The sequence below is a fragment of the Sorangium sp. So ce302 genome (genome assembly GCF_051530145.1).
Taxonomy (GTDB): Bacteria; Myxococcota_A; Polyangia; order Polyangiales; family Polyangiaceae; genus Sorangium; species Sorangium cellulosum_B.
Window position 1 is genome coordinate 9,008,884 of record NZ_CP150326.1, and the last position, 14,020, is coordinate 9,022,903.

Annotated in this window: 10 protein-coding genes; 6 read left to right on the plus strand and 4 right to left on the minus strand. The window is 67.9% G+C overall.

All coding sequences use genetic code 11. The annotated features are described in order from the left end of the window. Positions 1-10: 10 nt before the first annotated feature. Positions 11-1,321, minus strand: coding sequence for an RICIN domain-containing protein (locus tag WME73_RS34165; RefSeq protein ID WP_437912256.1), 1,311 nt, complete (start codon positions 1,319-1,321; stop codon positions 11-13). Positions 1,322-1,865: 544 nt separating this feature from the next. Between WME73_RS34165 and galB the strand changes: the two genes are divergently transcribed. Further along, positions 1,866-4,655, plus strand: coding sequence for a beta-galactosidase GalB (gene galB / locus WME73_RS34170; RefSeq protein ID WP_437912257.1), 2,790 nt, complete (start codon positions 1,866-1,868; stop codon positions 4,653-4,655). A gap of 251 nt (positions 4,656-4,906) precedes the next feature. Next, positions 4,907-6,151 (plus strand): glucuronyl esterase domain-containing protein, encoded by a 1,245-nt coding sequence (locus WME73_RS34175; protein ID WP_437912258.1) that lies wholly within the window; start codon positions 4,907-4,909, stop codon positions 6,149-6,151. A 43-nt stretch (positions 6,152-6,194) separates the two neighbouring features. On the opposite strand, the gene WME73_RS34180 is transcribed toward WME73_RS34175, so the two are convergent. Continuing rightward, positions 6,195-6,452 (minus strand): hypothetical protein, encoded by a 258-nt coding sequence (locus tag WME73_RS34180; protein ID WP_437748060.1) that lies wholly within the window; start codon positions 6,450-6,452, stop codon positions 6,195-6,197. Between the two features lie 518 nt (positions 6,453-6,970). Between WME73_RS34180 and WME73_RS34185 the strand changes: the two genes are divergently transcribed. Both WME73_RS34185 and WME73_RS34190 read left to right on the plus strand, forming a co-directional pair. Continuing rightward, positions 6,971-7,390 carry a hypothetical protein gene (locus tag WME73_RS34185; RefSeq protein ID WP_437912259.1) on the plus strand — a complete coding sequence of 140 codons (420 nt, stop codon included), beginning with the start codon at positions 6,971-6,973 and terminating at the stop codon, positions 7,388-7,390. Positions 7,391-7,456: 66 nt separating this feature from the next. Further along, positions 7,457-7,822: a hypothetical protein gene (locus WME73_RS34190; protein WP_437912260.1), complete on the plus strand. Its 366-nt coding sequence runs from the start codon at positions 7,457-7,459 to the stop codon at positions 7,820-7,822. A gap of 7 nt (positions 7,823-7,829) precedes the next feature. Here WME73_RS34190 and WME73_RS34195 read toward each other — a convergent pair whose 3' ends face one another. After that, positions 7,830-8,477: a YkgJ family cysteine cluster protein gene (locus WME73_RS34195; RefSeq protein WP_437740535.1), complete on the minus strand. Its 648-nt coding sequence runs from the start codon at positions 8,475-8,477 to the stop codon at positions 7,830-7,832. An 80-nt stretch (positions 8,478-8,557) separates the two neighbouring features. Between WME73_RS34195 and WME73_RS34200 the strand changes: the two genes are divergently transcribed. Next, positions 8,558-9,286 (plus strand): glutamine amidotransferase, encoded by a 729-nt coding sequence (locus tag WME73_RS34200; RefSeq protein WP_437912261.1) that lies wholly within the window; start codon positions 8,558-8,560, stop codon positions 9,284-9,286. Positions 9,287-9,339: 53 nt separating this feature from the next. Here WME73_RS34200 and WME73_RS34205 read toward each other — a convergent pair whose 3' ends face one another. Next, complete coding sequence (locus WME73_RS34205) at positions 9,340-10,047, minus strand: TetR/AcrR family transcriptional regulator (protein ID WP_437912262.1); 708 nt, start codon at positions 10,045-10,047, stop codon at positions 9,340-9,342. Between the two features lie 363 nt (positions 10,048-10,410). Between WME73_RS34205 and WME73_RS34210 the strand changes: the two genes are divergently transcribed. After that, entirely contained in the window at positions 10,411-14,019 is a 3,609-nt protein-coding gene (locus tag WME73_RS34210; RefSeq protein ID WP_437740538.1) for a BadF/BadG/BcrA/BcrD ATPase family protein, read from the plus strand. Position 14,020 lies beyond the last annotated feature (1 nt).

The following is a 14,020-nucleotide window of genomic DNA, read 5'->3' on the forward strand; positions in this document are numbered from 1 at the left end:
GAAGGGGGTGTCACGGCTCCGGGCCGCCGGTGGTGCCCGCACCGGCGTCGGTGCCGGTTCCGACCGGGTTCAGCGTGAACAGCTGGCTGCTGCCGCCGCTGGAAGCCCTCTGGAAGAGGGCGGTGCCGTCGGTCGGCGGGGAGCCGTGAGCGTCGATGACCTTGCCGCTGAGGCGCGACGTGATGCGGACGGCACCGCCGCCGGGATCGGTGACGGACCATTGCTGGCTGGGATCGCCGTCGCAGGGGAGCTGGACGATGAAGGCGCCGTCGGCGGTCGACCCGCCGCGGACGTCGAGGCACTTGTCGCTCCTGACGCTGCGGATCCGGTAATACCCGCCGTCCACCGCCTCGAAGCGGAAGTGCTGGTTGGTGCCGCCGTTGCAATTCCAGAGCTGCAGGACGAGGTCGTCGGCCATGTCCACGGCGGCGTCGACGTCCACGCAGCGCCCGCTCTGGACGCCGACCAGGGTGTAGGTGGTGCCCGCCGAAATGTCCGCCTCGACCTCCGCCGGGACGGCGTGCTGGAAGAGCTCGGCGATCTCCGCCGGAACGAGCGCTCGGCTGTAGATCGCGATGTCGTCGACATCCCCGACGAGGAGCCGCCCCTCCTGCGGCCATCGACCGACGTGGAGGCTTGTGGAGCCGGGCGAGATCGTCCTCTCGATGGGCTCGGTGCGGTAGAGGCGCCCATCGATGTAGAGGCTCATGGAGAGCCCCTCGCCGTCGACGACCCCGGCGGCGTGCGTCCACCGCTGGAGCTCAAGGCAGGAACACTGGACGCGGTGGTGGTCGCTGGTTTCGGGCCCCTTCCAGAACCCGAAGTCCATGCCCCGCGCCTCGCCGTCGTAGTCGATGTTGAGCTCCCATCCGCCGGTGTTCTCCGTGCTGATGACGGTCCTCAGGGTGTCGTTGGCCGGGGGCTCGTCGGCCAGCGCGCGAACCCACGCCGAGACGGTCCAGCTCGAGGTGGCGTTCGGGAAGTCGCCCACCGTCATGAACTCGCCCTCATCGAGGTGCAGCGCCCGCCCAAAGCGGCCGCCCTCCACCCACGTGCCGCCGGTGAGCTCGCCGTCGCGCCGGTTGCCGGACCAGTCGGTCACGATCGTCCCTTCGCCCTCGTCGAACGTCCAGTAGGCGACCATGCCCTGGGTCAACGTCGTCGGCGTCAGCTCGACGGCGTCGATCGGCCCCTGCTCGCAGGCCGCGAGCCCGAGCGACGCGACGGCGGCCAGGCAGCGGGGCGCCGCGCGTCTGCCCGCCATGGCCGTCGCGCTGAACGTCCCGGTGATGGTGCGGTGCGGTGTGCGCGACTGCTGCATGTCAGGCCTTCTTGCGTATTCCAAACGTAACTGCGCTCGGCGTGCGCGCGCACGCCTTCCTTCGTCACGAGCTCGCCTGCCTGCGCGACCCCACGTGAAGAGCCAGCGGAGCACGCGTCAGGCAGTAGCGGCTCGCCCTCGGATCGGCTCACCGCGAGAGCAAATACAGAGGTGACAACGCTCTGCTTCGGGAGTCGCAGCGAGGCGTGCCACGTCGCGGCGAGCAGGCCCACGCTCTGACGGCAACATTTCATCCTGGCGCCATTCGCTCTCGTCGTGAGCCGGTTCGAGGGCCAGCCGCTACTGCTTGACGGAAGCTCCACTGACGCTCGCGCGCTCGCGTTATTTCTTCCCTCCCCTGCGGCCTGCTGCCTGGGGGCGGGCGCGCTCCAGCCCGACGGGGGCAGATAGGCGATGTCACGCCCACCGCGAGGCGGCACTCCCTGGAGTTCGCCTCGTTACTCCCATGGCACAAGCCACGACCTCGAGCGGATGGTGATCCAGGAAACCCACGGAGACGGTCATGAGATCAAGGTCGATCACGTTGCTCGCGGTCGGGCTCGCAGTCCTCGCCCATGGCAACAACCTTGGTTGCAGCAATGATTCCAGCGGCGGTGAGGCTGGCGCCGGCGGCAAATACGACGGCAACGGCGGGGCGACCCCTGGCTCGGCCGGCAACGGCGGGGCGACCCCTGGCTCGGCCGGCAACGGCGGGGCGACCCCTGGCTCGGCCGGCAACGGCGGGAGCTCCGGAAACGGCGGGGGACCGGAGGAGCCCGGCGGAGGTGCTCGACCGCGGACGCGATTGCTGATCGATGATGATTGGCGTTTTACCAAGGGCGATCCGCCAGGGAGCACGACAGACCTCGCTTACTCGACACCTGCCGTGAGATCCTGGGTGCTGCCCAGCGGGAATGATTTCCTCAACGACCCGGCGAAGAGGGCGGCGCGTCCGGACGGCAATCTCGGGGACGGCGTGGCCTACGTCACGGCGAGCCATGATGACAGCTCATGGAAGAGCGTGAACCTGCCGCACGACTACGCCATCGAAGGCCCGTTCACCACGAGCGTCAGCGGCAGCATGGGACGCCTGCCTTCTCCGGGAGTCGCGTGGTACCGGAAGAAGCTGACCCTGCCAGCGAGCGACGCCGGAAAGTCCATATTTATCGATATCGACGGCGCCATGTCGTACAGCATGGTCTGGTTGAACGGCCAGTTCGTGGGCGGGTGGCCCTACGGATACGCCTCCTATCGCCTCGACCTGACGCCTTACGTGAAGCCCGGCGAAGACAACGTCCTGGCGATCCGGCTCGACAATCCAGTCCCCAGGGACTCCAACTGGCAATCAGGATCCTCCCGCTGGTATCCAGGAGCAGGCATCTATCGGAGCGTATGGCTCGTGAAGACGGATCCCGTGCATGTGGCTCAGTGGGGCGTCTACATCACCACGCCGGAGGTGTCCGAGACATCGGCGACCGTCGCCCTGAAGCTGACCGTCGACAATGACTCGAAGCAGGATGCCAACGTGAGCGTGGCGACAGCCATCTTCGAGCTCGACGCAGACGGTCGCAGGTCGGACGTCGCCGTGGCATCCATCGCGCCCGTGGCTCTGCAGATCCCCGCCGGCACGAGCGCCACGGCCGACACCGAGGGGGCGATCGCCAGCCCGAGGTTATGGGGAACCGGCCCTCATCAGAGGCCCAACCGATACGTGGCGGTGACGACCGTGCAGCAGGAAGGCGAGACCGTCGATGTCCATGAGACGCCGTTCGGTGTTCGAACGCTCAAGTTTGACCCCGACGCGGGCTTCTTTCTGAACGGCGAGCACATCAAGCTGAACGGAGTGAACAATCATCATGATCTGGGCGCGCTGGGGGCCGCCGTGAATGTCCGCGCGCTGGAGCGGCAGCTGGAGATGCTGGCGGAGATGGGGTGCAACGCCCTACGGACCGCCCACAATCCCCCTGCGCCGGAGCTCCTCGAGCTTGCCGATAAGATGGGCTTCCTCGTCATGGACGAGGCGTTCGATGTGTGGGTGCGCGAAAAGGCGGCTCTGGACTTTCACCAGATCTTTCCGGATTGGCACGAGCAGGACCTGCGGTCCCTGTTGAGGAGGGACCGCAATCATCCTTCCGTGGTGATGTGGAGCATCGGCAACGAGGTCGGTGAACAGGGCGGTGGCGCGGAGGGCGCCGCGATCGCCAAGGAGCTCACGGGTATCTGTCATGAAGAGGACCCGACGCGCCCGACGGTGAGCGGCATGAACTCTGCCAAGGCCGACGGTCCATTTCCTGGGCCGATCGACGCCGTGGGCCTGAACTACCAGGGGACCGGGGTTCGCAGCGGGCCGGCACAATACCCGGTGTTTCATTCCAGCTTCCCGGACAAATTCATCGTGGGCACCGAGACCACGGCCACCCTGAGCAGCAGAGGTGTCTATACGTTCCCCGTCGCCTCTGGCGCCGGCGTTCCGGCGTCGGACACCGCGGGCCAAGACAGTCCAGGTCGACAGGTCAGCTCCTACGATCTGTACTTTGCGTCCTGGGCCTATTCTCCCGACAAGGAATTCGCGTCACAGGACAGGTACTCCTTCGTGGGCGGAGAGTTCGTCTGGTCTGGCTTCGACTACCTGGGAGAGCCGACGCCCTTTGACTCCTCGCGGAGCTCCTACTTCGGGATCATCGATCTGGCGGGATTCAAGAAGGATCGCTTCTACCTCTATCAGGCGTATTGGCGCCCCGAGCTCCCCATGGCCCACATCCTGCCGCACTGGACATGGCCGGAGCGGACAGGCCAGGTCACGCCAGTCCATGTGTACACCTCAGGGGACGAGGCGGAGCTGTTCCTCAATGGCCAGTCGCTCGGACGCAAGCGGAAGGCGCAGCTCGAGTACCGCCTGCGCTGGGATGACGTGAGGTACGAGGCGGGTGAGCTGGCCGTCGTTGCTTACAAATCCGGGATGGAATGGGCGACGGCTTCGGTGAAGACCGCCGGCGCCGCCAGCAAGCTCCTCCTGACGCCTGACAGGTCGACCATCGCGGGGGATGGGAGAGATCTCTCGTTCGTGACGGTCGCGGTGGCAGACGACGAGGATCGAATGGCCCCTCGCGCGATGAACTCGATCCATTTCGAGGTGAGCGGACCGGGCGAGATCGTCGCGACGGACAACGGCGATCCGACGGACATGACAGCTTTTCCGTCGAAGGATCGCAAGGCGTTCAATGGGCTGGCGCTCGCGATTGTCCGAGCCAAGGCTGGACAGAAGGGGCAGATCGTCGTGAGCGCGAAGTCGAATGGTCTGGCCGAGGCCAGCACGACACTGGTAGCAGAATGACGCGTCCCCACCGCTCTGCCGCCGTCTTTTCTGCAACGTACAAGCGAGGATTTATGCGCGCTGAACTGACCGCATCCGCAAGTTTGCTCATCCTTTTTGGACTCATCGGCTGCAGCTCCGAGAGCGGAACGGGCCCTGACCCTGCGGGAAGCGGCGGGTCCGCCGTCGGGCCCGGGAGCGGCGGAGCCAGCGCCAGCAGCGGGGCCAGCGGCGAAACCTCGGCGGTGGGCAGCGGCTCTTCGACAGGTAGCGTGGCCGCTGGCACGGGCGGGACGGACGGGTCCAGCAGCACGAGCACGACCTCGACAGGGGGCCAGAGCAGCGGTCCGCCGCCGCTCGTCCATGACGTGGAGGACACCGGCGAGGACTGCCCAGAACCGCCGCTCCCTGCGTTCAGCGAGCTCGAGTCGATCTCGCACCTGCCCGATCCATTCGAGATGGCAAGCGGGGATCGCATCAGCTCGGTTTCAGACTGGCGCTGCCGGCGCGCCGAGATCAAGGCCGAGATCGAGAAGTACGGGGCAGGGGAAAAGCCGGGCAAGCCGGGCACGTTCGAGGCGAGCCTCAGCGGCAACACGCTCAGCATCAAGGTGGGTGAGGGAGGCAGCTCGTTCACCATCACCGCACCCATCAACCGACCCGCGGGCGCGCCAAACGGCCCGATCCCTGCGATCATCGGCGTCAACTCGCCCACGGGCAGCCTTCCTGCCCAGGTCTTCAGCAGCCGAGGCATCGCCACGATCACGTTCAACTCCGACCAGCTGATGTCGAACGGCTTCTCCGGCGGCTCGCGGACCGACGGAAACTTCTACAAGCTTTACCCGGGCACCACCGCGGGATCCATGATCCGCTGGGCCTGGGGGATCAGCCGCATCATCGATGCGCTCGAGATGCTCCCCGAGGCCAACATCGACACCAAGCACATCGCGGTGTCCGGCTGCTCGTTCCAGGGCAAGATAGCCCTCTATTCCGGTGCCTTCGATGAGCGCATCGCGCTCACCATCCCCCATGAGTCCGGAGGCGGGGGGACGATCTCGTGGCGCTACTCCGACATGCTCGAAAAGCGTGATAAAACCGAGGTGGAGAACCTGCTGCACGCGCAGGGGGCCCCCTGGTACGCGGCGGCCCTCATGCAGTTCAACAACGCGCCCGACAAGCTCCCCTACGATCACCATGAGCTGATGGCCATGGTGGCTCCTCGCGCCCTGCTGGCGATCGAGAGCACCGCGATCGCGCGGATGGGGGCCGAAGCGGCCCGGGTCGACGCGCTGGCGGCGCGCGAAATCTGGGCGGCTCTCGGGGTCCCGTTCCGGCTGGGCGCATCGGAGGAGAACACCAACCACTGCGTCTGGCACAACGGCTTCACGCCCGACCTCGAGGCGTACGTCGACAGGTATCTCCTTGGTAAGGAGGACGTCGACACGGACATCCTGCGCTCCAAGTACACGATCGACACCGACACCTGGATTCCCTGGGAGACTCCTACACTCCAGTAGTCGTGCTCGTCGCGAGCCGCGCCGCAAGCTCGCTCGAGACAGCTCAAGGACCGGCGTCGCGCGCGCGGTACTCGGCGATCATCTCCTTCGTCACGTCGTGATCATAACAGAGAGGCGCGGTGCCTCCCGGCCGCGAGTAGGCGCTGCGCTTGCCGCATTGTCTGCCCGCTCGATCGGTATCGTAAGGACACGGGCAGCTCCCGCTGTACGCCGCTCGTGACTCGGCGATGAGCGCCTTCCGGATCGCGGCGTCCGTCTTCGGCGCCTCTGCCCTGGCCGAAGGCGCCGCGAACATCGCCATTCCAACGACGAGCCAGTACCCAAGCCGCATAACCCGGCATCGTACCGCCCCTCCGGAACTTCACAACATGTTCTTTCGTTCAGGTGCCCCCGTGTATTCCCATCGGTCGAGCCGCTCCCTCGTGCGGCCGTCGCCGCGCGCGCCGAGTCAACGACGCCAGCTCCCGCCGTCGACACCGCCCGGCGCGACGTGGGCGCCGGCCTCTCCGTGGGCGGACTGGTCCTCGGCTCCGTCGGATGTGGCTTTTCATCAACTGTATCCGAGCGGTTCGATCCTAAGTCATCCAGCTTGCGATCGACCTGCTCGACGCCACTCTTGTCGGTGATCTTCGCCAGGCTCGCGTAGCATCGAGCGGAGTGAACAGATCGTCGACGTCACGGGGACCTCTCATCGACGCGCCGCAGCGGTCGCTCACCCAGGCGGGTGAGCAGCACCAGCTGCGCGCGAGCTGTCAGGTCGTCGAGGCGACGGTGGATGTTGCGGTAGGCTATTGGAGCTCCCTGGCCACCGCGGTCTGGATGAAGACGACCCACCCGCACCACGCCGCCTCCCTGAAGGCGGCGATCGTGGGGGCGCAGGCAAGCTCCCCGTCCCGCAAGGTGTGGCTGCTGCAGATCGTGACCCCGGAAGCCATCGTACCCGACACGCGCAGCCGCAGCGCTCTCGCCGGGATGTTGTCTTCGGTGGATGGCATCGTGTCCCACTCGGCGGTGATTCACATCGGGTCGGGCTTTCGCGCGTCCGTCGTGCGCAGCATCGTCACGGGGCTCAACGCCCTGGGACGCCAGCAGTTTCCACATCGTGTCTTCGCCAGCGTCGAGGAAGGCATTGCCTGGCTGGCCACCAGCGGCCTGCCGGACCCGGCGGCCGCCCATCACGACCTCTCGGCGTTCCATGAGGCCGCGGTCGCGGGCCAGCTCACGAGCGTTCGGACGTGAGCTCCCGGCCCAGGGCATCGTGGCCTCGTCTTGACGGGCGCGCCGCGACCAGGGATCCTCGCCGGCATGCGTTTCGCCGCGTTCGGGGTGATCCTGTTGCTCGTGGGCAACGCGCACGCCGAGTCGACGGCGCCAGCGCCCGCCGTCGACACCACCCGGCGCGACGTGGGCACCGGCCTGTCCGTGGGCGGACTGGTCCTCGGTTCCGTCGGAGCGGGCATGTTCTTCCTCACCCGACCGAGCGGGGATGATTCCTGCGGTTGCGCATCCCGCGCATGGGTCTTTCCCACCGTGCTCATGAGCGTCGGAGGCGCGATGGCCCTCACGGGTGTACCGCTCTGGATCACCGGTCAGATGAAAATCGATCGCGCCACGACCCGGGCCGAGCTGCAGCTCGGTCCGCTCGGCGGAAGCGTCCGGCTCCTGTTTTGAAGCGCGCTCACGGCTCCGCGGGCGCCCCGTCCCGTATCCCGAGCGTCTCCTCGCGCGCCGACAGGCACGCCTCGCTCCCCACGACGAACGCGCGGCAGTTGTCCGGCCTGATCTCGTAGATGGCGCAGCGCCGGTCCTCGCAGAGGTGCTGGCACCGCCCGCTCGCCGCGAAGCGCAGCGTGATCTTCCCGTCCCGCGCCCGCCGCACGTAGGCGCGCCCCGTGAGATCGCCGCGCCCGGCGCCCCGGAAGCGCGCGAGGTCCACCTCGTCGAGCAGCACGTTGGCGTCGTGGCAGCAGGCGCCGCACGCCAGGCAGTCGAGCGCCACCTCGCGCATCGCCCCCGGGTGCGTGCTGTCGCGCTCGCACCAGTCGAGGACCGAGCCCTCGTACTGCCGCTTCACCCGCGCCGTCGCGAGCCCCTTGGCCGGCCCCTCGCCCACGCGGCGAAAGCGCTGCTGCTCGATCGACAGGAGCGACCACAGCCCGAGCTCCGTGAGCTTCCCGTCCTCGCCGATGGAGAGCAGGAGGTCGACCCGCTCGTCCGGCAGCACGATGGCCGCGTGCCCGCCGGCCCTCACGTGCGCCGCTGCGCGGCTCAGGAAACGCGGGCGAAACCGGCGCCAGACGGGGCGAGACACGACGTATGCGGACATCGGGGCGCATCTTCGCGCCCCGGCCCCGCGCTGCCAAGCCCCGCCCTCGCCCGGCGGCGACGCTGCGCTATGTTGGAAGGGTGCGACATCGCAAGAAGATCGTCATCGTGAAGACCGGCGAGCCCGTCCCCCCGGTCCTCGAGCGACGCGGCCAGTTCGCGGACCTGATCGAGCACACGATCGGCGCCAGCTGGGGCGGCGGATACGCCACCGTCGACGCCCGCACGGACGAGCTCCCCGCGCCCGGCGCCCCCGAGACCGCCGCCTTCGTCGTCACCGGTTCGTCGGCCAACGTCCCCCACCGCGAGCCCTGGATGCTCCGCTGCGAGGCGTGGCTGCGCGGCGTCGTGCACGCCGGCACCCCGACGTTCGGCATCTGCTTCGGCCACCAGATCCTCGCCCAGGCCCTCGGCGGCGAGGTCGTCCGCAACCCGCGCGGCCGCGAGATCGGCAGGATCCGCGTCCAGCGCCGCGCCGACGACCCGCTCTTCGACGGCCTGCCGTCGAGCTTCGAGACGCACGCGACCCACGTCGACACGGTCGGCACGCTCCCCGAGGGCGCCACGAGCCTCGCGTTCACCGAGCTCGACGACCACCAGGTCATCCGCTTCACGAGCACGTGCTACGGCGTGCAGTTCCACCCCGAGATGGACCACGACGTCATCGCCGGCTACATCGCGTGGCGGCGCGAGATCCTGCAGGCCGAGGGCCGCGACGTCTCGGCGCTCCTCGCCCCCATCGCGCCGGATCAGCTCGGCACACGGACGCTGCACAATTTCATCCGGCACATGGTCGTGCGCGGCGCCTGATCCCTACGCCGCCGACCTGACCTGGGTAGTTCCCGCCCTGACTGACGCGCCGGTCAGTCGCCTCTCGACCTGGCCCGCCGACCGCGCGACGGGCTCACCCGCTCCTGCGCCTCGCCGGGGGCGTCCCCCGTCGCGGGCGCGGCGCGCTCGCCCTCCGGGCCCCGCGCCGCGAGCCCGGCCGCGGGGTCCATCCGGAGGTAGCCGCGCCGCAGGAAATCGTGGAGCGCCGTCACGATCCGCTCGCGCGGGCGGGCCTGCTCCTCGAGGGCGTTCTCGAACAGCACCTCCTTCAGCGCGCCGATCGTGAACGTCGCGTAGAGCTCGGTGTCCCCCGGCTCGATGACGCCGAGCCGCTGCCCCTCCGCGAGGCTCTGCTGCAGCAGGAGCTTCACCTCCTGGCGGAACGCCCGCAGCTCCTTGACGAACGCCGGATCGAGCCCGGCCGCGTGCGACAGGAGGATGCTCGTCAGCGCCGGATCGTCGAGCAGGACGGCCACGATCGCGCGGATGTTGTGCTTGACCTGCGCCTCGACGTCCGCCGACGGGTCCACGCGCAGGATGGCGCCGCCGAGCCGCGAGAAGAGGCCGCGCACGAGCTCGCCGAACACCGAGCGCTTGTCGGGGAAGTAGAGGTAGAACGTCCCCTTCGCGACCTTCGCGAGCGCGACGATGTCGTCGACCTTCGCCTCGTGATACCCCTTCTCGGAAAACACGGTACGCGCGGCGCGGAGGAGCGCCTGGCGGCGCTCGGCCTTGTCCATGGGCCGGTCGCTTTACCATCACCGGCCCGCCATCTGGGGACCGATGTCTCCCCTCCGGCGTCGTGCGAGCCCGCCGTCTGAAAAGATCCGGAAAGTTCGCGGCACAGCGCACGACACGCGGACGCCGGGGGGGCACCGCGCGCCATCAGACGCAACCGAACGCAACCAGCCGCAACCGAGCGCGGCGTCGGAACCTTGCACCCTGGACGCAGCGATGGCCCGAGATGGCCGGAAAACGGCATCGCGCGGCGACCAAGACGCACCGGATTGCTTGATTTCCCGGGCATCCCGTTGTAGCCATCACGACTGACCAGCCAGTCAGTCGGACGCTGGGGACCGGCGACGGCGGTGGGAGGAGCCCCGATGGGAAGGCAGATCCAAGAACCGGTCGTGGTCGGCATCGACGTCGGCTCGACGACGGTGAAGGCCGTCGTGCTCGATCCGCAGACGCTCGAGATTCTCTGGAGCGACTACCAGCGGCATCAGACGAAGCAGCCGGAGAAGGTGCTCGAGCTCCTCGAGGTCATCGAGGCGTCGTTCCCCGCGTCGCCGAGGAACAGCTGGCGGGTGTTCATGACGGGCTCCGGCGCCGCGCCCCTCTGCCCCGGCCTGGGGGCCAAGTTCGTCCAGGAGGTCAACGCGGTCACGCTCGCGGTCGAGAACCTGCACCCGGACGTGGGCAGCGTCATCGAGCTCGGCGGGCAGGACGCCAAGATCATCATCTTCCAGCGGGACGAGAAGACGGGCGACAAGACCGCCGCGCCGTCGATGAACGACAAGTGCGCCTCCGGCACGGGCGCCACCATCGACAAGTGCATGATCAAGGTGGGCCTCCCTTCGACGGAGGTGGTGAAGATCCACTTCGACGACTCGAAGCTCCACCACGTCGCCGCGAAGTGCGGCGTCTTCGCCGAGACGGACATCGTGAACCTCGTGAAGAGCGGCATCCCCTCGACGGAGATCCTCTGCTCTCTCGCCGACGCGATCGTCCTCCAGAACCTGTCGGTGCTGACGCGCGGCTCGACGCTGAAGCACAAGGTGATCCTGCTCGGCGGCCCCAACACCTACCTCCCCTTCCTCCAGGAGTGCTGGCGCAAGCGGATCCCCGAGACCTGGGACGAGCGCGGCTACAGCTGGCCGAAGGACCAGCCGGTCGAGGAGACGATCTTCGTCCCGGAGAACGCGCAGTACTACGCGGCGTTCGGCGCGTGCGTCTACGGGCTCAAGGAGGCGCCGGAGGTCGGCCTCTACGCCGGCAAGTCGGGGCTCATCGAGTACATGACGAACGGCAGGAAGGCCCGGCTCGGCGAGAGCGCGGGCCCGCCGCTCGTGAAGACCCGGAACGAGGTCGACGAGTTCCGGAAGCTCTACAGCATCCCGAGGTTCACGCCGATGAAGCTCGCGCCCGGCCAGGTGGTGCGCGGGGTCATCGGCCTCGACGGCGGCTCCACCTCGTCGAAGGCGGTGCTCATCGACGAGGACGGGAACATCGTCTGCAAGGCCTACCAGCTCTCGAAGGGCAACCCGATCCAGGACGCGAAGGAGCTCCTCTCCCAGCTCCGGCAGTACGTGCTCGATGAGGGCGCGACGCTCGAGGTGCTCGGCTTCGGCGGCACCGGGTACGCGGCCGACGTGCTCCAGGAGTGCATGCGGGCCGACGTCAACATCGTCGAGACCGTCGCCCACATGATGAGCGCGGTGAAGTTCTTCGGCGACGTCGACGTCATCTGCGATATCGGCGGACAGGACATCAAGGTCCTGTTCATGAAGAACGGCGATATCGCGAACTTCCGCCTCTCCAACTCGTGCTCTGCGGGCAACGGCATGTTGCTCCAGGCGATGGCCGACCAGTTCGGCCTGAAGGTGACCGAGTACGCCGACACGGCGTTCGGCGCCGAGCTCGCGCCGAAGTTCAGCTACGGCTGCGCCGTCTTCCTCGACACGGACCGCGTGAACTTCCAGAAGGAGGGCTTCTCGAAGGAGGAGCTGCTCGCCGGGCTCGCCCAGGTGCTGCCGAAGAACGTGTGGCAGTACGTCGTGCAGATCCCGCGGCTCGCGGCGCTCGGCACGCGCTACGTGCTGCAGGGCGGCACGCAGTACAACCTCGCGGCGGTCAAGGCGCAGGTCGATTACATCAAGGAGCGCGTCCCCGGCGCCGAGGTGTTCGTCCACCCGCACACCGGCGAGGCCGGCGCGCTCGGCGCCGCGTTCGAGACGCTCCGGGTCGTGAAGCGCAAGGGCCGGTCGACGTTCATCGGGATCGACGCGGCGATCGCCCTCGAATACACGACGAAGAACGACGAGGAGACGGTCTGCCACTTCTGCCCGAACGAGTGCAAGCGGACCTTCATCGACACGAAGCGGCCTGACGGGACGACGAGCCGCTACATCTCGGGCTTCTCGTGCGAGAAGGGCACGGTCGAGAGCGAGCAGGCGATGCTCGCGCTCGTCGCCGAGCGGAAGAAGATCGCGAAGCAGTTCCCGAACCTCGTCGACTACGAGTCGAAGCTCGCCTTCCGGCACTTCTACGACACGGCGCCGCTCCCCGAGGAAGGCGCGCCGGTGAAGGACACGGTCGTCAAGAAGGGCTTCCTCGGCATCCGCCGGGTGGAGACGACGCGCCCGTTCCGGCGGAGCGGCATCGAGGTGCGGGAGCGCCTCCGCCGCGTCCGCATCGGCATCCCGCGCGTCCTCAACATCTACTCGACCGGCCCGTATTACCGCGCCTACTTCGAGGCGCTCGGCGTCCCCAAGCAGAACGTCGTCTTCAGCGACGCGACGAGCGAGGAGATGTGGGTCGAGGGCGGCAAGTACGGCTCCATCGATCCGTGCTTCCCGTCCAAGGTGGCGCAGGCCCACGTCCACAACCTGCTCTTCCACCACCACACGGACGAGAAGAAGCTCCATTACATCTTCTTCCCCATCCTCACCCATGTGCCGAGCTTCGGCGAAGGGGTGATGGACAAGACGAGCTGCCCGATCGTCGCGGGCGTGCCGGACGTCATGAAGGCGGCGTTCACGAAGGAGGTCGACTTCTTCAAGACGCGCGGCATCGAGTACCTCGATCCCGCGCTCACGTTCTCCGAGATGACGCTGACGGCGCGCCGGATGTTCGAGACCTGGGGCCCGCGGCTCGGCATCACCGAGGACGAGAGCGATCACGCGCACCGCGAGGGGATGCGGGCGCTCTCGCAGTTCGAGCGCGACCTCCAGGACAAGGGGCGGGCGATCCTCGAGACGGTCGAGTCCGAGAACCGGGTGGCCATCCTGATGATCGGGCGGCCGTACCACTCCGACCCGGGCCTGAACCACGGCATCCCGGAGGAGTTCCAGGTGCTCGGTTATCCGATCCTCTCGGTGCGGTCCATCCCGCGCGACATGGAGTACCTCGCGCGGTACTTCAAGGACGAGATCGCGATCGGCCAGCACCCGCTCGACATCAACGACGTCTGGCCGGAGAACTACTCGGCCAACAGCGCGCAGAAGGTCTGGGCGGCCAAGTTCGCCGCCCGCCACCCGAACGTCGTCCTGCTCGATCTCTCGAGCTTCAAGTGCGGCCACGACGCGCCGACGTACGGGATCATCGACAGCATCGTGAGCTCGAGCGCCACGCCGTACGCGGCGCTGCACGACATCGACGCCAACAAGCCGGGCGGCTCGATCAAGATCCGCGTGAAGACGTACGCGCACAGCCTCAAGCTGCACGAGGAGGCGCTCGAGGACGCGGCGAAGAAGAAGGCGCAGCTGGTCCAGCGCATCGAGGAGAAGCGGCTCGAGCTGCTCCAGCTGAAGCGCGACCAGCAGGCGGCGCGCAAGATCACGGATCCCGCGCTCGAGCGGGAGATCGCCGCGCTCGCCGAGAAGGTCCGGAGCTACGTCGCGCCGGTCTCGCCGCCCGAGGCGCCGAAGACGGGCCTCGTGCAGCTCAAGAAGAAGCAGTCCGACGGGACCGTCGTCCCCTTGGAAGCCTGAA

What these genes read in the sequence shown, in the direction of transcription:
- WME73_RS34185 (WP_437912259.1), top strand. Translation starts at nt 6,971, where the DNA reads ATGAAGACGACCCACCCGCACCACGCCGCCTCCCTGAAGGCGGCGATC.
- WME73_RS34165 (WP_437912256.1), bottom strand. Translation starts at nt 1,321, where the DNA reads ATGCAGCAGTCGCGCACACCGCACCGCACCATCACCGGGACGTTCAGC.
- WME73_RS34195 (WP_437740535.1), bottom strand. Translation starts at nt 8,477, where the DNA reads ATGTCCGCATACGTCGTGTCTCGCCCCGTCTGGCGCCGGTTTCGCCCG.
- WME73_RS34180 (WP_437748060.1), bottom strand. Translation starts at nt 6,452, where the DNA reads ATGGCGATGTTCGCGGCGCCTTCGGCCAGGGCAGAGGCGCCGAAGACG.
- WME73_RS34205 (WP_437912262.1), bottom strand. Translation starts at nt 10,047, where the DNA reads ATGGACAAGGCCGAGCGCCGCCAGGCGCTCCTCCGCGCCGCGCGTACC.
- WME73_RS34190 (WP_437912260.1), top strand. Translation starts at nt 7,457, where the DNA reads ATGCGTTTCGCCGCGTTCGGGGTGATCCTGTTGCTCGTGGGCAACGCG.
- WME73_RS34210 (WP_437740538.1), top strand. Translation starts at nt 10,411, where the DNA reads ATGGGAAGGCAGATCCAAGAACCGGTCGTGGTCGGCATCGACGTCGGC.